Genomic DNA, 22793 nt, shown 5'->3' with positions numbered 1-22793 from the left:
TGATCATCCCCCTATATTCGCGGTCACAGTAGCAGCTTCTTCTTCACTGCATAGCAGTGCCGCAATCAAGGCCTTCGCCTTGTTATGACATTCTCTGTATTCCCGGTATGGGTCGGAGTCGATAACAACTCCAGCACCAGTCTGAATGTACCCAACCCCATCCTTCACGGCAAGCGTTCGGATAATAATGTTAAGCTCCATATCTCCATTATAATCAATCCAGCCCATCGATCCAGTATATGGCCCGCGTGTAACAGGCTCTAACTCTTCAATGATCTCCATCGTCCGGATTTTCGGAGCGCCGGTAATAGTACCCCCAGGGAAGGTCGCGGCCATGACATCGTACGCTTGATTGCCCTTGGCCAACCGGCCCTCTACCTGTGACACCAAATGCATAACGTGGGAGTAACGCTCCACGGTCATCAACTCTGGAACATGTACCGAGCCATACTCAGCGATCCGCCCGATATCATTGCGCTCAAGATCAACGAGCATGATATGTTCTGCCCGTTCCTTCTCATTACTCTTAAGCTCGGCTTCCATGGCCGCATCATCCTCCGCGGTGGTCCCACGGCGTCTGGTACCAGCAATGGGACGCGCGGACACAACATCGCCATTGAGCTTTACCAGCAGCTCCGGGGAACCGCTCGCTAGGTAAAAGCCCGGTGAGGACAAGTACCCCATATAGGGTGATGGATTAAGCACACGCAACCACTCGTATATTTCGGCAGGATCCGCGTGCAGCTCCAAGTGCCTTCGCAGCGATAAGTTCACTTGGAACACGTCCCCTTGACGGATATATTCTTGGATCGAAGCCACGGCTTGCTCAAACGCATCTTGCGAAAAATCAATCTTCAACCGATCCCAACTCTCAAAATCTGAGCCGGCGAGACGTCGAGCCCGCTCTACGCGTTCTTCACGCTTGCGTTCGTCACCCGAGCTCAGCCCGGCAGCTGGCGCTTGCTCGAACATGTTGTTCCACTTCGCTAACATACTCTCCGCTCGACGGGCAGTTATATCATAGAGGCGCTCCAACGCGGCTACTTGCTCCGAAGTGAGGCTGTGATTATCACCAATATCCCATGGCAACCCAACATGTACGGAACAATAGATCGAATCATCCTTGTGATCATAAATCCAGATTTCCTCCATGCGCATCCAAAGATAATCCGGAAAACCCGGCTCATCCTGCGCAATCGAAGGAAGTTGTTCGATCGAACGAATAACATCATATCCCCAGAAACCCGCGCAACCTCCGCGAAAATCCGGCCAGCCTAACACGCGCGGTGACGTATAGCCGCCCATCCATTGTTCCAAGAGAACCAACGGGGTGCCTTTAACCTCGGTTCGAGCATCTGTTGAGACTTCAATGATCTCACCGCGATTACCTTTTCCTTGCAAGATTGAAACGGGCTCCAAACCAAGATACGTATAGCGGCCACCTTTGCCGCTTTCAAGCACAAAGGCATAATCGGATGCATCTTGCCAGGCGTGCCTCCAGGATGCAGGCAAACCACGATTTGTTACTGTATATTGAACCATGTAGGGAATCTGCGACCAGCCCTCTTCCGCCCATTTTCTCCACTGGGCCAGCTCTATTCTTCTCTCCATGACGATCCTCCCTCATCCTTCAGAAGCCTTTCTGTTGCCTGTCAGTATACTGCATCCCGCTTCGCTTGAAAACCCTAAACCTGAGGCTACCCAACAATAATTTTGGAAAGGGATCTTACGCTACTCCATTAAAGCGTTATCTTGAAGATTAGTATACGCAAAAGACCCCCCATGCTATAAAACGCATCGAGGGCCAATCCATGCAATATTCGAATATGATTATGCTTCGAAGTTATACAGCGGCGTGCTCAGGTAACGTTCCCCGTTACTTGGAATAACCGCAACCACGCGCTTGCCTTTACCTAGTTCTTTAGCTACCTTCAAAGCAGCATATACAGCAGCACCTGAGGAAATACCACCAAGAACGCCTTCTTCCTTCGCAACGCGACGGGACGTTTCAAACGCATCATCATTCTCCACATGCACGATTTCATCATAGATTTCTTGATTCAAGATATCTGGAATGAAGTTAGCACCAATCCCTTGGATCTTGTGAGGACCTGGCTTGCCGCCTGCCAGAATGGGTGACGCCGCCGGTTCGACTGCAACGATCTTAATGCCAGGGAATTCGCTCTTAAGCACTTCGCCAGCACCTGTAATTGTGCCGCCTGTACCGATACCAGCCACGAAAGCATCCAGCGATCCGCCCACCGATTGAATTGCTTCTACGATCTCCGGACCTGTCGTTTCGCGGTGAATCTTCACATTCGCCTGATTCTTGAATTGCTCGGCCATGAAGAACCCAGCATTCTCCTTCAGGATTTCTTCCGCCTTCTTAACGGCTCCGTTCATTCCTTCAGATCCTGGAGTCAATACAAGCTCTGCTCCGAAAGCACGCAACAGATTACGACGCTCCAAGCTCATCGTTTCTGGCATAACAATCACGGCTTTATAACCTTTCGCCGCAGCTACCATCGCCAGGCCAATGCCCGTATTGCCGCTGGTTGCTTCGATAATGGTGTCACCCGGTTTCAAGCGGCCATCCTTCTCCGCTTCTTCCACGATGCTAATGGCAATCCGGTCTTTCACGCTGGCACCTGGGTTCTGGTATTCCAGCTTCAGGTAGATTTCTGCACTATCTTCGGGTACGATCCGGTTTAGGCGGACAAGCGGTGTGCCACCGATTAATTCTGTCACATTATTTACGACTTTTGCCATGAATGAAACCTCCTCATAAAATATAAATATCATTGCGGTAAGTACATAATGGTGTAAGTTGAAGTTTAGTAGTAATCTTATGTCATTCAATATCCGAGTAAAACGGTAGGTTTTCGTACTTTCATCTTATCAACGATAACGTTCATTGTCAATATTACATTGAGGCAAAATCAGATTTTTCTAGGCAATTTTTCCTGCGACTCTTGTATGATATGCTTGCATGCGAAACAGACTCCTGGATCAAGCTAACTGCTAACTTAATCGCAAGAGTCTGTGTTAACGCCAAAAAAGTAATCATTCACAACGTAACCGTGCCAGTCAGGATGCGCGCCTCATATTTCTCACGAAGTCTGTGCTCAAGTTCCGTCAATGAGACCGACTGCTCCAGGGCGAGCTGCTTGCGCACCGATTCACGTATGCTCTCTTCGCTCGGGGCTTGAGGCTTTATGATTTCTTGAACGTATACGACGGCGTAGGTGTCTGTCAAAGATATAGGCCCCGCAATATCCCCCGGATCAAGCTCTAATGCAGCATCCAGCAGCGTCTGGGGGATGAAGGGATCATCCTCTTCAACAAAACCAATCTGCCCACCTTCTTCACGTGAATATTCATCCAGCGATACCTCAGTTGCAAGCTGCGCAAAATCCTCTCCGTCCTCCAGCCGATCCATCACCTGGTTTCCCTCAGCTTCTGAAGCGACTTCAATAATCGATAGATTCATTTGCCGTTTAGGTAAATATTGATCCGGGTACTGCTCCAGGTAAGCATCGATCTGCTCATTTTCAATCCTGATGTCATCCGTTGCAATTTTTTCTAGTATTAGCCGATAATTCGTTTCCGTTCTTAACTCTTCTTCCGTAATGCCAAGCTGCTCTTCCATTTCTGAGAAAAAACGCTCTTTGGATCCATAGCTCCGGCTCATCACAGCAAGCTCAGCTTCCAGTTCGGCCCCTGTAACCGTAATCGCCATCTGCTCTGCTTCCAACTCCACTGCCTGCCGATTCAATAACGTCATCAGCATCTCGCGGCCATACCGCTTCTTCAGTTCGTCAACCCACTCGTCATCGGTAATCAACCTGTCCTGAATCGATGCGACCGCCGGGGAAAAACCTGGGGAGGGTGGTATATCTTCCTTAGAAACAATCCCGGAGAACCATATCCAGCCGCATATCGAGAGTAAGCAGGCTATCAAGACAATGACGGTCGCCCATAATCCCTTCTCTTGTCTCGTCATCACGGTTGCTCATCCTTATTTTTAAGAATTGGCTCGTTCTAGCACGGATTTAAGTTGTTCTTCATCATAGGTATATACTTCATTGCAGAAGTGACAAGAAACTTCAGCCTTGCCATCCTCTTCAATCATCTTCTCAAGCTCCTCGTGCCCTACGCTTATTAGTGCGCGCTCAACCCGTTCATGGGAACAATCGCAGCTGAATTTCACCTCGGTTTCCTCAAGAATCGTAACGTCGGGAACGACTCGTGTCAGGATATCCTCTAGCTCCAGCCCTTCCTCTAGCATCTCTGTAATAGGAGGAATGGTGCCGAGTGCCCGTTCCAGTTCGGTAATCTCTTCATCCGTAATCCCTGGCAGCAACTGAATGATAAAACCGCCTGCGTTAGCAACTGTATAATCCGGGGATACCAGGACACCCAGACTTACCGCTGAATTGGTTTGTTCCGATAACGCAAAATAATACGTGAAATCTTCAGCCAATTCACCCGACACAATCGGGACGCTCCCTCGGTACGGCTCTTTCAAACCCAAGTCCTTGGTAACATGAATATGGCCTGTTCGACCCACCGCAGCAGCCACATCCATTTTGCCTGGGCGAATATTCGTAAGTTCCACATGAGGATTGTTCACGTAACCCCGAACTTCGCCATGGGCATTGCTCTCTGCCGCAATCAAACCGATTGGCCCGTCTCCGCGGACCTGTATGCTGATGCGTTCCTCGCCTTTCAACATGGCTCCCATCATCGCCGCCACGGAAACCGTCCGACCTAGCGCGGCAGTCACGACAGGATACGTATCATGTCTTCCTCGCAACTCTTCAACCAACGCGGTTGTCCGCACGGCGAAGGCCCGCACCTTCCCGTTAAGTGCGGTTCCCCGCAACATTCGGTCTTTTTGATTACCCATCATGTAGCCTCCCTTATCTCTAGTTGTCTTTATGGTCCGAGTGAAATAAAATCTGCATTTGCAAAGCGCCTTACGTTCTAGATCAGTTCTGTACGATTTCGTTCATAAATGATTCTCAGACCTTCCAAGGTCAGAAGGGGCGATATTTGCTCGATGGACTCCGTCTCGCTTGCGATCAATTCAGCCAGGCCCCCTGTAGCCACAACCTTAACATTGTCCGTTCCCATCTCTGCTTTTATGCGCTTAACCAAGCCGTCGACCTGTCCTGCATAGCCAAAAACGATCCCGGCCTGCATCGCATGAACCGTGTTGCGTCCAATAACCTTCTTCGGCTTCTCCAATTCTACGCGCGGCAGCTTGGATGCCCGTTGAACCAATGCCTCGGTTGCAATCCCAATGCCTGGCACGATCACCCCGCCCAGATAATTGCCGCTCTGATCGATACAGTCAAACGTCGTCGCCGTACCGAAATCCACCACAATGAGCGGACCCCCGTACTGCTCGACGGCAGCTACTGCATTCACGATCCGATCGGCCCCGACTTCCCGTGGGTTCTCATAACGCAAATTAAGGCCCGTCTTGATGCCAGGTCCGACGATCAGCGGTGATTTGCCGATATATTTTGCACACATCTCTTCCACCACACGCACAAGCGGAGGAACAACCGAGGAGACGATAACACCTTCTATTTGGCTTACCAATATATTCGACATTTGAAACAAGTTATGAATGAGTACGCCGTACTCATCTACGGTCGACTGCCGCGACGTGCTGATCCGAAAATCATGCAACAGCTTCTTTCCTTGATACACGCCAAGAACAATATTCGTATTACCTACATCTACAACCAGAATCAACCCTCTGCTCCTCCCTTCTTAGCGTTAAGATCCAGACTAATATCCAGACTGGCAAAAGAATACGTAAGTCTGCCTACGGAGATGACATCCACACCGGTCTCCGCAATGCCGCGCACTGTCTCCAGCGAGACGTTGCCTGAGGCCTCGACCCGAACATGAGGTGACCTCGACTTGATTAGCTGCACCGCCTCCGTCATGCCCTCCAGGCTCATGTTGTCCAGCATAATAATATCAGCCCCAGCTGTCAGAGCCTCCTCCACCTGCGACAGACTCTCTGTTTCCACTTCGATAGTCATCGTGTGTGGAATGTTGGCTCTTGCACGACTGATGGCCTGCGATATACCGCCAGCCCCTTTAATATGATTATCCTTAATCATCACGGCATCGTAGAGTCCGAACCGATGGTTAGCGCCACCGCCGACACGAACGGCGTACTTCTCCAGCATTCGATGACCTGGCGTCGTTTTGCGAGTATCCACCAGTCTTGTCGATAATCCTTCCAGGACGTCAACAAAGGAACGTGTCTTCGTCGCAATCCCGGACAATCGCTGCAGCAGGTTCAGTGCGAGTCGTTCACCAGTCAAAATACGGTGCGTGCTCCCCTCCACCTCGGCAATTATGGTTCCCTTACGTACTATGGCCCCATCCTGTACCAATGGGTTGAATGTCAGTGATGGATCTACCGTCCGGAACACAAGTTCTGCCACCGGCATCCCGGCAATGATCCCATCCTCCTTGGCATGAATGACCGCCTTGGACTCATGACCTTCTTCAATCGTCGTCCATGTCGTAATATCACCAGAACCTATATCCTCTTGCAGCCATGCCCGAATATTCTGGACGAGGCTGTCATTATATCCGTTAAACATCATCGCTGATTTCCTCCGTCATTTCTTGATCTCGCTTATGCAGCACATGACGCTGCCATGTTCCGTCATTTCGCTCCGGAAAATCCTCGCGGTAATGCGCGCCACGACTTTCCTCCCGCCGGATAGCGCCTTGCACGACCAACAGGGAAGCTGTAAGCAAGTTCGCGAATTCATACTCCTCCCGTTTGGTTAAGGAGGACTGGAAGAATGGCAACTGACGGCCAAGCTCCTCCGATGCCCGGAGCAGAGACTCCCGATTCCGGCGCAAGCCGGCATATCGAACCATCACTTTTTGCAACTTCAGACGTCTCTCCACAATCGCCTGCAATGGCCCATCCTTACGCCCCAGGTTGTGGCCGATGGCCGGGAGACCTTCTGGTTGCGGAGCAATGGTCCGTATCCGCTCGACAATTCGGCGTCCATAGACTACGGCCTCTGAGAGCGAGTTGCTCGCCAGTCGATTCGCCCCATGCACCCCAGTAGACGAAACTTCCCCACAAGCGAACAGCCTTCTCAAGCTACTCTCACCATAAAGATTGGTTTTGATGCCCCCCATCATATAATGCGCAGCGGGTGAGACCGGAATCCAATCTGTAGACAAATCAAGCCCGTATTGCATACATGTCTCATATATGGTCGGAAAGCGATGTTTCACCATCTCCGGCGATTCGTGTGTAATATCGAGGTATACAAAGGTCGAGCGCGTCTCTTCCATCTCGCTCACAATCGCTCGTGCCACGATGTCACGTGGAGCCAGTTCCATTAGATCATGGTACTTGTGCATGAAACGCTCCCCTTTAATATTACGCAGCACCGCTCCTTCACCACGCACCGCTTCCGAGATCAGAAAACGGGGTGCACCCGGATAACTAAGGGCGGTAGGGTGAAATTGAATAAATTCCATATCCCTGATCTCTGCGCCTGCACGATAAGCCATGGCCACGCCGTCGGCCGTAGCTACTTCCGGATTCGTTGTATACCGGTACAGTTGACCCGCTCCGCCCGCACACATAACCGTTGCTTTGCCCCGGACAAATACTCGCTTACCATCTTGCATTTGCACCAGAGCACCGTGACATTCGCCATCCTCGGTGATGAGATCAATCACAAAGTGATCATCCCATACTTCTATATTGTGAAGCATTTCGACTTGAATAGAAAGGGCTCGTACGATTTCATATCCCGTCGCATCCCCATTGGCATGTAGAATGCGTCGATGGCTGTGGGCCCCCTCCTTGGTCAGTGCCAGCTCACCGTTCTCTACGTCAAACATCGTACCTAATCGGATCAGTTCCTGTACGCCAACCGGCCCTTCGTTGACCAGCACGTCCACAGCCGTCGATGAGCACAGACCAGCGCCCGCAAGCAAAGTATCCTGACGATGATAGAGCGGGGAGTCATCCTCCGCCGTCACGGCGGCAATCCCCCCCTGCGCATAGCGCGTATTACTATCCAGCAACGACTTCTTGGTGATGAGCAATACACGTTGATGCTCACTTGCCAGGATGGCCGTATATAAACCGGCAATGCCGGAACCGATCACGATGACGTCCGTCTCCACGACGGGAAGATCACTCAGCTCAAAATCGATCAAATATGACGGTATCACTTTCGTCTCCCCTGTCTTTTCCACGAAAGAGTAGCGCATGCTACTTAACCTGTAACATGCGCTCTAATGAAGTTCTGGCTTTCTCGGCAACGACCGGTGGCACATAAATCTGCGGCTTCATCGTCTCCAGAGCTTTCACCAGTTTTTTGAGATTATTAACTTTCATGTTAGGACATACCAAGAATTTGGTCGCAAAATGAAAAGCTTTATCCGGGCTATCGAGTCGAAGCTGATAACCTGTTCCGTCCTCCGTGCCTACGATAAACGCTTTAGCGGATGAGTTCTTACAATACTCCAGAATAGCCGTCGTGCTGCCTACGAAATCACCCATTTCCACAACCTCTGGACGGCATTCGGGGTGAACGACGAACTCGGCATCTGGATACTTCGCTTTCATCTCGACAACGTCCTTCACAGTCAACATATCGTGCGTGTTACAATACCCTTCCCAGATGATCAGCTTCTTATCTGTATGCTGCTGAACATAATGGCCCAGGTTCTTATCCGGCACCCAGATGATTTCATCCGAATCCACGGATTGGATTACCTTCACCGCATTGGAGGAAGTACAGCATATATCCGTCTCCGCCTTGATCTCCGCCGATGAATTGATGTAAGTCACAACTTTCGCGTTCGGATGTTGCGCCTTCAGTTTCCGCAGTCCGTCTACGTTGACCATATCGGCCATAGGACAGCCGGCGCGTTCATCCGGAATTAATACCGTCTTGTTCGGCGCCAGAATCTTGGCGCTTTCCCCCATAAAATGCACTCCGCAGAATACGATAACCTCTGCATCCGTTTGTGCTGCCTTCTGAGCCAGCAAGAATGAATCCCCTCGAAAATCAGCAACTTCCTGAATTTCATCCCGTTGGTAATAATGAGCCAGAATGATGGCATTGCGTTCCTTCTTCAACTGCATTAAACGCTCACGCAACTCACGATTCTGCTCTGCCTTACGCTCCAGTGCCAAAGCTTCCATGATCGACCCTCTCCCTTTATGTAGTCGGCTTCACAACCGCATGATGATCATGATATTCAAGGAGCATCCTACCTTTGTGAAAGATATCGCATCCTTATTTAACAACTAATTTACACGTGGATCTCCCCCCTGTCAATGTGATAAGAAGCACAAAAAGAACCGGAAAACGAGTGATCGTTCTCCGGTTCTTCTATTTCATTGCGTATTCGATGTTTTACCAGCCCATATTACGTCAGACGGCTGTTTCCATCATCAGAGCCGCCAGGAGGATCCTTGCGATCTGAGTCTTTGATGTCCGCCGATCCATTATCGTTCGAATCCAGCGGATTATTCGGAATTTCTTCCGTTGAAGTTGGCTGACCGCCTTCTTCTTTCCCTTGAATGCGAACTTTCACGTCACCAATGTTGTCGATGATCGGATCACCGTTCTCGGAAGAACCTTCTCCATCTCCACCATCACCATGGTCTACTGATCCGGTCTCAATGAGGCTCTTGATCTGCTCAAGCTCCAATGTTTCCTTCTCAAGCAATGTATTCGCAATAAGATGAACCTCTTTGGAATGCTTGGTCAGAAGTTCTCTACACTTCTCATAGCATTCCGTAATAAAGCGATGCATCTCCTGATCGATCTCATATGCGATCTGGTCACTATAGTTCTGCTCGTGCCCGATATCACGGCCAAGGAATACTTGACCTTGCGAGGTACCGAACTGCATCGGTCCGAGCTTATCACTCATACCGTATTCCACGATCATACTGCGGATAATGCCAGTCGCCTGCTGGAAGTCGCTGTATGCGCCTGTTCCGATCTCACCGATGAACAGTTCCTCAGCTACACGGCCGCCAAGCAAACCGGTTACGCGATCGAGCAATTCCTGCTTCGTTACGAGCATCCGATCTTCCTTCGGCATCATAATGACATATCCACCGGCACGACCACGAGGAATAATGGTTACCTTATGCACGGTATCTGCATGCTCCAGGAAGTAACCCACAATCGTATGACCTGCTTCGTGGTAAGCTACAATCCGCTTCTCACGATCGCTGATCACGCGACTGCGTTTCTCAGTACCAACAATAACGCGGTCAATCGCTTCATCCACTTCTCGCATGGAGATGTCTTTACGGTTGCGGCGTGCGGCAAGCAAGGCAGCTTCATTCAGGAGATTCTCCAGATCAGCACCGGTAAAGCCGGTCGTACGCTTCGCAATAATGTCCAGCTTCACATCATTCGTGAGTGGTTTATTACGCGCATGAACCTTCAATACGGCTTCACGTCCCCGTACATCCGGACGATCCACGGTAATCTGACGGTCAAAACGTCCCGGACGAAGAAGTGCGGGGTCAAGAATATCCGGACGGTTGGTAGCAGCAACGATAATAATCCCTTCGTTCGCACCGAACCCATCCATCTCAACAAGCAATTGGTTGAGCGTCTGCTCGCGTTCGTCATGTCCGCCACCTAGCCCGGCACCACGCTGACGACCTACGGCATCAATCTCATCGATAAAGATAATACATGGTGCATTCTTCTTCGCGTTCTCGAACAAGTCGCGCACACGAGAAGCACCGACACCGACAAACATCTCAACAAAGTCGGAACCGGAAATGCTGAAGAATGGAACGCCTGCCTCACCGGCAACAGCACGCGCGAGGAGCGTCTTACCGGTTCCCGGAGGACCGACAAGCAGAACACCCTTCGGAATGCGGGCACCGACCGTATTGAACTTGCGCGGATCTTTCAAGAAGTCAACGACCTCAACGAGTTCCTGCTTCTCTTCATCAGCACCGGCCACATCCTCGAATGTAATCCGTTTCTTCTCTTCATTATATAAGCGGGCTTTGCTCTTGCCAAAGTTCATCACTTTACCGCCGCCGCCTTGCGCCTGATTAAACAGGAAGAAGAACAGCGCGAACATAATGATGAGCGGTATAAAGGATGAAAGCAATGTCAACCATATGCTTTGGCCTTCCATTGGCACCACGTTCAGCTTAACATCATTGCTGTCACTGGCTGCAGTCAGTTCTTGAATAACTGCATCCGTAGCAGGAATATAGGTCGAGAAATTCTCCGATTTCTTCTCTGTATCGGTGATATCCCTATACTTACCGGTTACAAGATACGCATAACCGTCAAATTGAACCGTCATTTCCTCTATGTTGTCAGCTTTGACTTCCTGCCGTAGTTCATTATAACTAGGGGCTTCGGCTTGTTCGCCACCATTCGTGACAAATTGAACTATGCCCACCACGACTAAAAATAGAATCAAATAAAAACCAGAATTCCGGATGAACCGACTCATCCCCTACCTCCTCTCAAGACACATAAGATATTTTACCACAGCCGCTCTAGCCATCTCAACAAAGCTCCATAAATCGCTGTAACAGCCGTCAGGGTGTGGTTTAATTGCTGTAGATTTCCGGCTTCAAAATCCCGATGTAGGGGAGGTTCCGGTATTGTTCAGCGTAATCAAGGCCATAACCAACAACAAAGGCATCCGGCAATACAAACCCGGTCAGATCTGCCTGTAGATCTACTGTACGGCGGGCGGGCTTATCGAACAAAGTTACCACGCACACCGATTTAGCCTTACGGCTCTTCAGCAATTCGATCAAGTGGCTGAGTGTAAGGCCGCTATCAATAATATCTTCCACAATCAGAACTTCTCTGCCCTCGACGGATGCATCGAGATCCTTAATAATCTTGACTACGCCTGAAGACTTGGTTGAAGCGCCATAACTGGAAATGGCCATAAAGTCCAGTTCAAGCGGCACTGATATGGATTTAACCAAATCGGCCATAAAAATAAACGCACCTTTCAGAACGCAAATTACGAGCGGGTTGCGTCCCTCATATTCGGCGCTGAGTTTTGAGCCGAGTTCCTTAATCTTTGCCTGAATTTCTTCTTCACTGATGAGTATTTCCTGAATGTCATTTTGCAACTTAAGTGGACCTCCTACGTTTAATACTATGAAAGCGTGAATCGGGCCATTCTTCGTTTTACACTTGCTTTAAGCATCCGAAAACTCCAGTCGGAGAATTCGAGAAGTGTCCCGCCCGCAAGCGGCGTGAACGGAACGACGTACACCCGGAATCCATACAATATTGCCCGTGGCGTCGCAGACCATCGGAATCCGGGAACGGATAGACGGTGGAATTTTCTCATCAATGAGAATATCTTTCACCTTTTTGCTTCCGTTTAATCCCATGATTTTCATCTTATCCCCGGGTTGTCTGTTGCGCACGGTTAAAGGAAACCGAAGCTCATCCGCATCAAAGAACGCGACACCCTGTGTCGGTCTGGGTCCCCTTCGATATTCGCTGTCTGTTAATAAGGACAGGTTTAGTATTTTATCGACAGCGGGCAGATGGCGATGCGTAACGTCAGGTGATTCAAGAATATATATGTACTGTCCCTGTTCTGACGGAAGCTTGGGCCAAAAAACGATATCACCATACTCCCTTACACAGGTTATGCCATGACCCAGGTCCAGACGCCAATTACTCCGATTGCTAAGGATACCCTGGCGCACGGATTCAATCTTGACAAAATCAGCATCCTTCTGGTCTGAGGGCAGGTAATTTAATATTAGTTTAATCAAACGCCGTTGTAAAGCAACATGTAAGCTCAAAAAGGAAGGCGCGTCAAAAGCGAGCCTCCCGTCGTTCTCCTGCACCATTTCCCGAAAATGTTTTGCCGCTTCACGCTCCACAAAATCATCCTCATACGCAACGATTTCGGCGAGTTGATTAAGGGAAGAAGAGAACTGCCCGTTGTATTGTTCCAAATATGGAAATACCTCCAGACGGATCGCATTGCGATGATACTTCGTCTGCAGATTGCTGCTATCAATCGCATAGGTATAGCCTCGCTGGTGACATAGTTCGAGTATATCGGACTTATTCATACGCAGGAACGGACGAATAAGGTCGATGCCCTGCTCCGAGCGTTTCATTCTCATTCCCGCAAGCCCGGACAACCCGCTGCCCCGCAGTAGCCGCATCATAACAGTCTCGGCTTGATCATCCGCGTGATGTGCTAGCGCTATGGAACGCGCCCCGTATTGGCGTGCTGTGTCGAATAGGAACGCATACCGCTTGAGCCTGGAGGCTTCCTGTCCCCGCTTGCCGCTCTCAGCCATATAAGCAGGCATATCCAAATAAGCAATCTCCAGCGGCAGAGAAAGAGACTCCGCTAATAGGCGTACCAGCTCTACCTCCGCATCGGACTCTTGACGAAAGCCATGATGCGCATGGGCACAGATAAGCCGCAGAGGGGTATGGTTCACTGAGATTTCGTGTAGAACGTGAAGCAATGCGATGGAATCCGGACCACCGGAAACAGCCACGACGATGGCGTCACCCGCTTCCCACAAATGGGACTCAGCTGCCGCATGCTTAACCTCTTCAACGAAAAATCGTAAATCAGCCTCTTTCAATGTCTCGGTCTCCTTTTTACTGTTTCCTGCAACAGAGCTTTCATGATCGCAAGAAGAAATACAAGGCGCAGGCGAGTACCGCCAGCGACAAGCCAAACGCATTCCGCAGCCACCTTGGGGTGCGTACCGGGGCGTTCCGAATCCTGCGGTTAGCCGTCTCATAGATGCGGCTCCTCCACTCGTTCAACGCTTCCCGTGAATCGGCGAATTCCCCTGACAACGCCTTGGCAAGCCAGCTTGCATAAGGCTTAAAGGCAGGATTTTTTCGCAATATGTGCTGCAGATCGGAAACGCCTCGTGTCTGAGGAAGCTGACATGCAGCCTCACGCAAAGCTGGCTCATCCAGCAGCCCGATATACATCACGGCAAACGAGAACAGATCATATCCCACATCACCCGTACGACTACCCGCATTCCAGTATCCGCGATCGTACCATTCGGTAAATTGCTTTACACTGCGGCCAAAGGAGCTTACCCCTCCGTAATCAATCAGCTCAACCCTGCCGTAGGCAGAAACCATCACGTTATCCGGCTTCAGATCCCCGAAGACGTAACCCGATCCATGCAGAACGACCAGCTTCTCAAGGAGCTTCAGCCCAACCAGGCCGAGCCACTCGGTCCCGCGTTTGCGTATAAATCGATGTAAGGGACTCCCTTCGATATAACGCATCACATAGAAGGACACCTCTTCGCTGCCGAGCGAGTGGTCGTCTGCTTCCACCAGATACGGATCTGGCATCTGCTCCTTGAGTGCCTGAAGCACATTGATCTCCGATTGTAGATCCAGAGCATCATATCCTACTTTGAGCGCGTACCGTTCACGTACTCCTGCCCGTTGTACAAGATACACTTTCCCGTTTGCCCCTTTTCCTAGCATACGTTCCACAATGTATCTGTTCTTGCGCCATTTCCCGGTAATGATGGTCCCTGGCGAATAACCGGGGTTAGACAACGTAGTCACCGAACATCCCTTCTTCTTGGCTGGAGCTGCCATGCCATGATTGTTTACCATCTAGTGTACCATATCGGTAAAATTCAATCACCTTCATTAGAGCCGGTCCCGTCGGTGTAGCCCCCTTCATCTGAAGACGATGGAACATACCTCTCGCATCATCGAGATCAGAGGTCCAGTTAATATCCATCACGATCTCCTCACCACTATGCTTGCCCGGGAAATGGAACACGGACAGTTGGCTTGAGCCGGCACGAGCCTTCAGACTAAGCATCAGGTCCCGAATCGCCTCTTCCACAGCTGCGAGTTTTGGCTTCATGCTTGCACTTGCATCAATTAACAGCGCTACTTGAAGAGATGAGGTCTCGGCGAGCTCGTCCACTACCTCCACGATCTGCGAGCGTTTCTCTGGTGGCAGTTCTTCGAGCGATCCACTCCCCAATATCTGCTGTATCTCTTTATTTACCGCTTGTTGGATACTCTGAACCACCGTTTTTCGCGTCATCATCTGAATCGTCTGCGCAAGCTGCGGCGTACCTACGATCCGGTGTATGCCTCCTCCCGACTTTGCAATTTCTTGAATCTCAAATCCCCCAAGCTCACCGATCGTTCCGTAATCAAGAACCCCAACCACATTAACGACAATACCTTCCTGAAGTGCATGAGCTGCCGCGAGTACCGGGCTTTCTCCTACATTGGAGCAGCCATCCGTAATTAATAAAATCTGCTTCATAACCTATTCCTCCCGTTCATACCATTCTTAGCTATTTTCGTTTGAGTCTCTATCACTATCATTTCCACATTCGAGAGAGTTCAAACGAATAGTTCCAAGAAGAAGACGGAAAAAGATCTCGGTCAGCATGACCCTCCATTTCCCGGGTAATCGATTCGGCCTATCAGAAGATAGAAAAACAGCTAGCTTACCGTTCGCGGACGCTCCATCCTCGCAAATCCTGGAACGTGTACATTCGACCATTCCGGTTGATAGTGATCCACACACCCCACCACCACCGTCATGTCATCGTGAATCTGATTCTGTTGATAGCGAATGACCTTCTCTAGCAAACAATCTGCTATTTCCTGCGGGTCGGAGCTGGTTACTTCCTGAATCAATCGCTTCATCCACAACTCTTTATTGACCGCATAGCCCGGTGCATCATAAATGCCATCAGTCATCATAATGAGCACATCCCCCGCTTGCAGCTGCAATGAGACGAGATCGACCTCAATATCCTGAATAATACCGATCGGCAGATTGCTGGCCGAGACAGGAATGACCTCATGGCCCCGCTTAATGAAGCTCGGGGTGGAACCAATCTTCATAAAAGTCGTCTGGGCGGTATACTGATCGATTAATGCCATATCCACCGTTGCGTATATTTCATCCGGAGAGCGTAGCATCAAAATGGAATTCACCGACTTAATCGCCAGCTTCTCATCCATGCCCGATTGCAGCAGCTGTTCCAGTATATTCAAGGCTGAGCTGCTCTCCAGCCTTGCCCGTTCGCCATTGCCCATACCGTCACTCAATGCCACAGCAAACGTCCCGTTACCAAGCTCCACCGTACTAAAGCTGTCTCCTGATAATATATCCCCGCCTTTGGCCGCTCCCGCTACGCCGGTACTGACTTCAAACGTCTTGGCTGATCCAAAGCGTACCGTTGCCAATCCATCCCGCGGATGGATCAACGTCTCCTCCATCACGGCAATATGCTCACCTATGATATCGGATAGCAGCGGAGCGATTATCTTCCGACATTCATCATAACCTCTAGTGTACGCATGAATGATCTCGATCTCCACTCGACCCGAATCCAGACTGATAATATCGATTCCCTGAATAGATAATCCAAGCTGCTGCAAGGCGTCTCTGATTTGCTCTTCCTGAATGTACATCGTCTGACTTTCCCGCTTGATCTCCTTCGCCAAATCCTCCATCACCTGTGAAACGCCGGATAATTGTTCAGCCACTAAATGGCGGCTATCGTATATTTGCCGTTTCCACTGCATATCATGTTGATAGAGATGATATTGCTGCTTCAGAGTATCGAGCACCTCCTCTTTTTTAGGACAAATCCGCGCAAATTCCGGCGGCAGATCCTTGGTGCCCACATCCGGGTTCTCTTCGATGGACGTCATCATGTCCGTCATATGTTTGTACGTCTGATAAAATTTCATGTCCCAGCACTGACTTTGTTTATAACAATTAGCGCATGACCCTTCCGCGACCGCATTCATGAAATGATTCATCTCCTCGGTCTGCCTACCCGGCGGTTGAATAGCCCCGGACGTCTGGCCAAAGCTCTGGGACAGCTGACGAAATACCTGAGAGAATTGCGTGACCCGATCGGCGGTCAGATCCCGCACCCGCTTGGCGTACTCATGCTGGGATCGGGTGTGATCTTGCGTCCCCGGCACATATTTACCGATCGCCTTCATGACGCTTTTGGGCGTGATTAGGAATAAGGCAATCGCAGCACACGTTTCCCAAGTAGAGATCATGACTTCTCCAGGTTTACTAAAATAGATTGAGAGAATGGTAGCACCGAGCAGCATACCAAGGGATACGCCACCCTTCTTCCCTTCTTTCAACATACCGGCCAGCATACCGGAGAATGCCAATAAACTCATCTGCGAGAAGGCCGCTATATTGGCAAGACTGAGAATCAATCCCGTAACAACCCCGACCGAGGCACCCAGTGGCGCTCCGCCCACTAATGCAAAGAGCAAGATCAAATAACGAGAGAGAATATGTTCCACGGACAGGGATTGAATGGTCCAGCCTACGGCACCTGTCATAACCGAGGCTAACAGGATGATTATGCATAAAATTTCTTCGTTACGAAGACCTTGAGATTTCTTGCGCAGGGTCAGCACTGGAATCGCTTGAATAAAGACCAGGGTCAACACAAAGCTCAGCACAGCGTTTAGGGTCAGCATCATAAGCGAATACCATGTCATGCTCGGTCCCACCAGTACCGCGAACAGATTAACGAAGAAGGTGGAGACAAAGACCATGAGCGGCGCATAAGACAATTCAGCCCGATCATACGTCTCAAGTCCTCTAAGCATGAAGTAAAAGATTAATATTTCCGCCGGAACCATCCAGGCTACCGGAAAAGACGCAAATAAACTTCCTGCCACAATAGCTATGCCTACCGGAAGCAAATAATCCCGGCGCATGAAAGCGATAACGGCAAAATAAGCAACGGCAAAGGGTGACAGCTCACCCAGAATCATCGCTCGTCCAAGCAGGAAACCCATGAAGGTCAGCAGGATCATCCACTTCTTAGCGGCCAGGAACTGGACGGGACGCTGCAGAAACGACAGCTGCCCGATTCGATCTGTCAGACGGGTACGAATGGAACCCCTCCTCTTTCACCGCCTCAGTACCCGGAAACATCACCAAATTTCTTTTATCCATTACACTGGCACCTCATTCTTCACGAATTTGTTGGTCCCATTATAAAACCAAAGATTCAAGAAAGTTTGTCAGAACACCGGACAAGCTTCAAAGAAATTTCCGACAAAAAAGCCTGCCCCCGCGAACGCTAGGGAAACCCCCTGCGATGCCGTACCGCTCCGCCATTCCCGCGTTTCAAATTCTTTGTTATCGGGTAATGTAATTCCCGAATTTCGGGAGGCCGTACCCGCTTCATTCGTCTAAGCTGGCCGTAAATCACGTAGGAACCTGTCGTACAATCGGACACGGCGACAAAAAAACCGCAGAAGGCCGTTTCCCTCTGCGGTCAGTTTATATTTTATCGAATTACATACGTTTGGCTCCGCGTCCACCGCGTTTGCCTCCGTATTCTTCTTGAGCGAAGAAATCCGTTCTTCACTATCTTTCAGGAAGCGTGACATTTTATCCTCGAATGAAGGTTTGTTGGCCGCGGGCTTGAACGAGCGTCCACCGCGTTCACGGTTGAATCCACCACCACCGCCACCTCCGAATCGTTCTCCGCCGCCTCCACTGCGTTCCGGTCTCGGTGCGCGGGGTGGACGACTTTCGGAAGCCGGCTTGTCGACGGCCTGCTTGATCGAAAGGCCGATCTTGCCGTCCTTGTCGACATTAATCACCTTCACGGTAACGACATCGTTGATCTTCAAATGATCGTTGACATCCTTAACGTAATTGTCGGCGATCTCCGAGATGTGAACGAGACCCGTGACACCTCCTGACAGATCCACAAATGCTCCAAAATGCGTTATGCCTGTCACCTTGCCCTCTAACTTGGTGCCCACTTCAATTGCCATAGAATAAAATGATCCTCCCTTAAAAATATACAGTTCGATTTTTTGGATCTCGCTGCGGTGATTTGATTATACGATAATGACCTAAACAAGGTCAACAGACGTCTGTCATGCCTAATTACGGCTTTTCGCCCGAATTATGGGGCTGAATGATTGGCGTTTCATTCGGCAGGTACAATCTAAATTTCTTACGGGCTACCTGACCAATATATTCAGGGTCCTGCAATCGTTCCACTTCATGACGAATCTGGTTTAACGAAAGCTCGACCGTCTTATACTCCCCTTGCTTTTGTTCCAGCGCTTCATTCTGATTACGGATTCGGTCATTCTGGGACCAAAGTGTGGAACCTGCCCAGACCAAAAACAGCGCCATGATCGCCAAAAATATTTTCACACGCCGGCGGGCGCCTTTGTTTTTTGTTTGTTGTTGGGGAGCCTGCTTCGAAGGATCAGCAAATCTTCCCATGACCATACCTCCTAGAACCAGCGTTTCCACGCCTTGATAACCTTGTCCGCCCATCGCTTGCTCCAGGCTGGTAGCCTGAGCCGGGATGTAATAGGCCTCAGCATCCATTGCAGGAGCCGCCAGAACGGCATGAGGCACTTCAGTACAAACCGCAATAGCGCCAAGATGAATTTCCACAGAAATGTAAGGCAACCGAATAAGAACATCAGAATCCCCTTGATCGGACTCCAGATCAATATCCGGAACAGCTTGTACACAAAGGACAACAAACTTTTCGTCACTTGAATTAACATTACCACAAAACGCTGGGTTATGACACTCCATAATAAAAAATAGATCCAAACCCCTATAAATAGGCCAACAAAGACATAAAAGCGAAGCTGTCCTTGATTCGTGGCATAGAGCATACGAAAAATGAAGAATGCCGCCGCAATCCAATACAGGAGATCCAGGGTATGCTTGGACCATTTAGGAAAACGAAGCTGCACGGAGAGCACCCGATAGCTGTCGAAAGCCACGCCCATCGCTGCTCCGGAGAAGAGCATCCAGAGCAGCGTGATCCATTGTACACTCGGATTCATTTAAACAGCTTGCCGAGCAGGCTCTTGTTCTTGCCTTGCGAGCCGGGATTTAAATAGATCAGAGAATGCACCTGACCCTCGATCGACAACAGCCCCTCTTCCAGGCTGAGATTTTTGATATGTAAATTTTGCCCACGTATGGTAAGATGCCCGAGCTCCGTTTGCAACAAAAATTCTTCACTATCAAAACTCTCCACATTTTGGACGCCTGTAATGTCCAGCAGTTTCCGGTTTTGCATCCTAAGATCGTGAAACTTGCCCTTCCCTTGGTCGATCATGGCATGTACCCCTCCTTTTAACAATAGCTTATGGGGCCGGTGCTGGGTTTAGAACTGTTACGCACGCAAAAGACGCTCCCTTCATCCATGATGAAGAGAGCGTCTCCAGTTACTGTGCATCGACCTCGTCTTACCAGTCCATGCCACGATCTTTAACGATCGGTTCTTCCTTAACCAAGGTATAGAGGCTGGTCGCCTCATCTTTACGGGTTGTCTCGGTAAGACGCTCGACCCGGACGGTCACCAGCTTCTGGCCAAACTGGACGGTAATTTCATCGCCCAGCTTAACTGTACTGCTCGGCTTGGCCTCGCGGCCGTTGATCAACACCCGACCTTGATCTGACACATCCTTCGCTACGGTACGCCGCTTGATTAACCTCGATACTTTCAGGAATTTATCGACACGCATTATTTTACAGCTTCTTTAAGCTTGTTACCTGCTTTGAATGCAGGAACGTTCGATTCTGGAATTTCGATGGTGTTACCGGTTTGCGGATTGCGGCCTGTACGACCCGCGCGTTTGCGAGTTTCAAATGTACCAAAGCCAATCAATTGTACTTTATCGCCATTAGCCAAAGCCTCGGTAATCTCACCAAGGAATCCGTTCAAGACGTTCTCTACGTCTTTTTTAGTCAAACCGCTCTTACCCGAAATGTTGTTGATTAGATCTGTTTTGTTCATGAATTGAATCCTCCCAATTATAAGAAAAATGATTAGATTTACGGTCATAAGGTTTAACCGCCTTGCATCTGCAAGATTTCACCATAAATGATTATTCTGGATACCTTTCAGAATTCCTGCCGCAAATCCCTAATTTTTTAATTTTACTTCAAAAGTCAGCGCTTTTCACTCCTGAATATCGCTAGTCTGCGCCAATTCCGACTTCGCCGCCTGCCACAAGGCTTCCATCTCGTCCAGCGAGCTGTCCTGCAGAGACTTGCCTTGAGCAGCGAGTTCCTTCTCCATATAGCCGACACGAGCGACGAATTTACGGTTGGTTCTCGCGAGAGCTTCCTCCGGGTCTGCTCCAATGAACCGGGCGATGTTGGAAACGGCAAATAATAGATCCCCGAGCTCTAGTGCGGTATCTTCAGGAGGCTCGCCTTGCGCCACAGCTTGTCTCAGTTCGCCAAGTTCCTCCTCAATCTTCAGGAACACACCCTCAACGTCTTCCCAATCGAATCCGAACTTGGCCGCCTTCTTCTGCAGCTTGTACGCCTTCATGAGCGCAGGCAGATCGCGTGGTATGCCGCCAAGTGCCGAAGCCTGATCCGCAGAAATTCCCTTGCGCCGCTTCTCCTCTGCCTTCATCTGCTCCCAATTCTGCAGCGCGGATTCCGCATCGTGGGCGCTGCTCTCACCAAAGACGTGCGGATGACGGAAGATCAGCTTGTCATTCAAGCCTTGAATGACATCGTATACCGTAAACATCCCCTGTTCCTCTTCCATCTGAGCATGCAGCATAATCTGCAGCAGCAGATCGCCAAGCTCCTCCTGCATATGCTCCGGATCGTCCTCATCAATCGTCTCCAGCACCTCATACGTCTCCTCGATCAGGTTCTTGCGGATCGAGGCATGGGTCTGCTCACGGTCCCATGGACAGCCTTCCGGACTTCGAAGGACGCCAACGATCTCATGCAGCCTGGCGAATGTGCGTTGTCTTAACGCATCATCATCGCTGCGCGGAACGTAGATGAGCGACAGGTTACCGTAACCCTCGATCCGGTCCAACTCGTAAAGTGGGATCTCCTTGATCTCTTCCTGTCCGTCAACGCCAAGCGCATGACCAACGATCACCGGATACTCATCCGGATACAGTTCCATTAGCGCAAGCTTCACTTCCGAAGCCGTAAACATATCGTACACTTGTCCGATCAAGGTATGCAACTTCGGCTGAAGGACACTGCTGGAAAGCTCCGCCGCATCCAACAATTGAAAGCCTTCAATCGGGTCAAAGCCAAGACGGACGAAAGCCTCGTCCAGGAAGCTCTCGCCGCCCAGAACGGTAAGGCTTATTCCCTCACCTGGACAGCGTTCGCGAAGCAGTCGGACCGTAGCTTCCGCTACCATCGGATGACCGGGCACAGCGTATACGAGTTCCTGCCCGTCCTCAGCCGCCTTAGCCAGACGGATTAGCGCGGTCGCAATGGACTCATATACCTCCGGGAAAGACTCATGCGCTTCATAGACATGGTCGAAAGATCCCGGCGTTATGTCGAACTCCTTCAACGTTTGCATGACCGGATGCGATAAGGTACGCACATATACCTTAGATGCCCGCTGCATGGTTTTGATAATGCCTATCGTCAATCGGTCCGGATTGCCTGAACCCAGGCCAACCACCGTAATCGCTGCACTCATACGATACTTCCTTTCGCTCTTCGTCCGCCCTCTGGACGTCGTTATCGTACACTACTATATCACAGAAGGACAAACATCTCACGTTTGAGCAAAGTAGCCGTGTGCGACGCGGCGCGGAAACAGAGTATTAGCGCAGCACGCGCAAGGTCCGAAGGAAGGCGGCCAGTGGCCTGCCGACCTTCGGCAGCAGCTGAAGCTCCTCAGCTGTGAGGAGCTTCGTGAGCGCGGCGCCGATCAG

General features: G+C 50.2%; 21 protein-coding genes and 1 pseudogene. All 22 read right to left on the bottom strand.

Annotated elements, in window-relative coordinates; all coding sequences use genetic code 11:
* Positions 1-3: 3 nt before the first annotated feature.
* Positions 4-1611: an anthranilate synthase component I family protein gene (locus tag JCM10914_RS27150; protein ID WP_023967155.1), complete on the bottom strand. Its 1608-nt coding sequence runs from the start codon at positions 1609-1611 to the stop codon at positions 4-6.
* Positions 1612-1830: 219 nt separating this feature from the next.
* Positions 1831-2769, bottom strand: coding sequence for a cysteine synthase A (cysK, locus tag JCM10914_RS27145; protein WP_023967153.1), 939 nt, complete (start codon positions 2767-2769; stop codon positions 1831-1833).
* A 298-nt stretch (positions 2770-3067) separates the two neighbouring features.
* The gene (locus JCM10914_RS27140) at positions 3068-4003 is read right to left on the bottom strand and encodes a peptidylprolyl isomerase (protein WP_023967151.1); all 936 of its coding nucleotides are present in this window, start codon (positions 4001-4003) and stop codon (positions 3068-3070) included.
* 21 nt (positions 4004-4024) lie between these two features.
* Complete coding sequence (gene hslO / locus JCM10914_RS27135; protein ID WP_036720424.1) at positions 4025-4909, bottom strand: Hsp33 family molecular chaperone HslO; 885 nt, start codon at positions 4907-4909, stop codon at positions 4025-4027.
* Between the two features lie 77 nt (positions 4910-4986).
* A complete protein-coding gene (locus tag JCM10914_RS27130) occupies positions 4987-5766 on the bottom strand; it encodes a type III pantothenate kinase (protein WP_023967147.1) in 780 nt (259 codons plus the stop codon).
* The gene (gene nadC, locus JCM10914_RS27125) at positions 5763-6638 is read right to left on the bottom strand and encodes a carboxylating nicotinate-nucleotide diphosphorylase (protein ID WP_023967145.1); all 876 of its coding nucleotides are present in this window, start codon (positions 6636-6638) and stop codon (positions 5763-5765) included. Before nadC ends, JCM10914_RS27130 begins: the two co-directional genes overlap by 4 nt.
* Complete coding sequence (gene nadB / locus JCM10914_RS27120) at positions 6628-8244, bottom strand: L-aspartate oxidase (RefSeq protein WP_036720430.1); 1617 nt, start codon at positions 8242-8244, stop codon at positions 6628-6630. The genes nadC and nadB overlap by 11 nt, the downstream gene beginning before the upstream one ends.
* Positions 8245-8284: 40 nt before the next feature.
* A complete protein-coding gene (gene nadA / locus JCM10914_RS27115; RefSeq protein ID WP_023967141.1) occupies positions 8285-9223 on the bottom strand; it encodes a quinolinate synthase NadA in 939 nt (312 codons plus the stop codon).
* Between the two features lie 227 nt (positions 9224-9450).
* Positions 9451-11526 carry an ATP-dependent zinc metalloprotease FtsH gene (gene ftsH / locus JCM10914_RS27110; protein ID WP_023967139.1) on the bottom strand — a complete coding sequence of 692 codons (2076 nt, stop codon included), beginning with the start codon at positions 11524-11526 and terminating at the stop codon, positions 9451-9453.
* A gap of 100 nt (positions 11527-11626) precedes the next feature.
* Positions 11627-12166 (bottom strand): hypoxanthine phosphoribosyltransferase, encoded by a 540-nt coding sequence (hpt, locus tag JCM10914_RS27105; RefSeq protein ID WP_023967137.1) that lies wholly within the window; start codon positions 12164-12166, stop codon positions 11627-11629.
* Positions 12167-12235: 69 nt separating this feature from the next.
* Positions 12236-13663: a tRNA lysidine(34) synthetase TilS gene (tilS, locus tag JCM10914_RS27100; protein ID WP_023967135.1), complete on the bottom strand. Its 1428-nt coding sequence runs from the start codon at positions 13661-13663 to the stop codon at positions 12236-12238.
* 40 nt (positions 13664-13703) lie between these two features.
* Positions 13704-14624 (bottom strand): serine/threonine protein kinase, encoded by a 921-nt coding sequence (locus tag JCM10914_RS27095; protein ID WP_023967133.1) that lies wholly within the window; start codon positions 14622-14624, stop codon positions 13704-13706.
* Positions 14608-15348, bottom strand: a complete 741-nt coding sequence (locus JCM10914_RS27090; protein WP_023967131.1) for a VWA domain-containing protein — start codon at positions 15346-15348, stop codon at positions 14608-14610. The genes JCM10914_RS27095 and JCM10914_RS27090 overlap by 17 nt, the downstream gene beginning before the upstream one ends.
* 182 nt (positions 15349-15530) lie before the next feature.
* Positions 15531-17897, bottom strand: coding sequence for a stage II sporulation protein E (gene spoIIE / locus JCM10914_RS27085; RefSeq protein WP_023967129.1), 2367 nt, complete (start codon positions 17895-17897; stop codon positions 15531-15533).
* Between the two features lie 7 nt (positions 17898-17904).
* Entirely contained in the window at positions 17905-18039 is a 135-nt protein-coding gene (locus JCM10914_RS31585) for a hypothetical protein (RefSeq protein WP_269433945.1), read from the bottom strand.
* Between the two features lie 345 nt (positions 18040-18384).
* Positions 18385-18872, bottom strand: a pseudogene (locus JCM10914_RS27080) (S1 domain-containing RNA-binding protein).
* A 115-nt stretch (positions 18873-18987) separates the two neighbouring features.
* Entirely contained in the window at positions 18988-19335 is a 348-nt protein-coding gene (locus JCM10914_RS27075; RefSeq protein ID WP_023967125.1) for a septum formation initiator family protein, read from the bottom strand.
* Between the two features lie 11 nt (positions 19336-19346).
* Positions 19347-19916 (bottom strand): spore cortex biosynthesis protein YabQ, encoded by a 570-nt coding sequence (gene yabQ, locus JCM10914_RS27070; protein ID WP_023967123.1) that lies wholly within the window; start codon positions 19914-19916, stop codon positions 19347-19349.
* Positions 19913-20194 carry a sporulation protein YabP gene (gene yabP, locus JCM10914_RS27065; protein ID WP_023967121.1) on the bottom strand — a complete coding sequence of 94 codons (282 nt, stop codon included), beginning with the start codon at positions 20192-20194 and terminating at the stop codon, positions 19913-19915. The genes yabQ and yabP overlap by 4 nt, the downstream gene beginning before the upstream one ends.
* A 130-nt stretch (positions 20195-20324) precedes the next feature.
* Entirely contained in the window at positions 20325-20603 is a 279-nt protein-coding gene (locus tag JCM10914_RS27060) for an RNA-binding S4 domain-containing protein (protein WP_023967119.1), read from the bottom strand.
* Positions 20603-20875 carry an HU family DNA-binding protein gene (locus tag JCM10914_RS27055; RefSeq protein ID WP_009591918.1) on the bottom strand — a complete coding sequence of 91 codons (273 nt, stop codon included), beginning with the start codon at positions 20873-20875 and terminating at the stop codon, positions 20603-20605. The genes JCM10914_RS27060 and JCM10914_RS27055 overlap by 1 nt, the downstream gene beginning before the upstream one ends.
* 165 nt (positions 20876-21040) lie before the next feature.
* A complete protein-coding gene (mazG, locus tag JCM10914_RS27050; RefSeq protein WP_023967117.1) occupies positions 21041-22555 on the bottom strand; it encodes a nucleoside triphosphate pyrophosphohydrolase in 1515 nt (504 codons plus the stop codon).
* Between the last annotated feature and the right edge of the window lie 238 nt (positions 22556-22793).

Origin of the sequence: Paenibacillus sp. JCM 10914 (genome assembly GCF_001315105.1) — a bacterium.
Taxonomy (GTDB): Bacteria; Bacillota; Bacilli; order Paenibacillales; family Paenibacillaceae; genus Paenibacillus_AQ.
The sequence above is the reverse complement of the archived record's forward strand: the minus strand, read 5'-3'. Positions and strand labels throughout refer to the sequence as shown.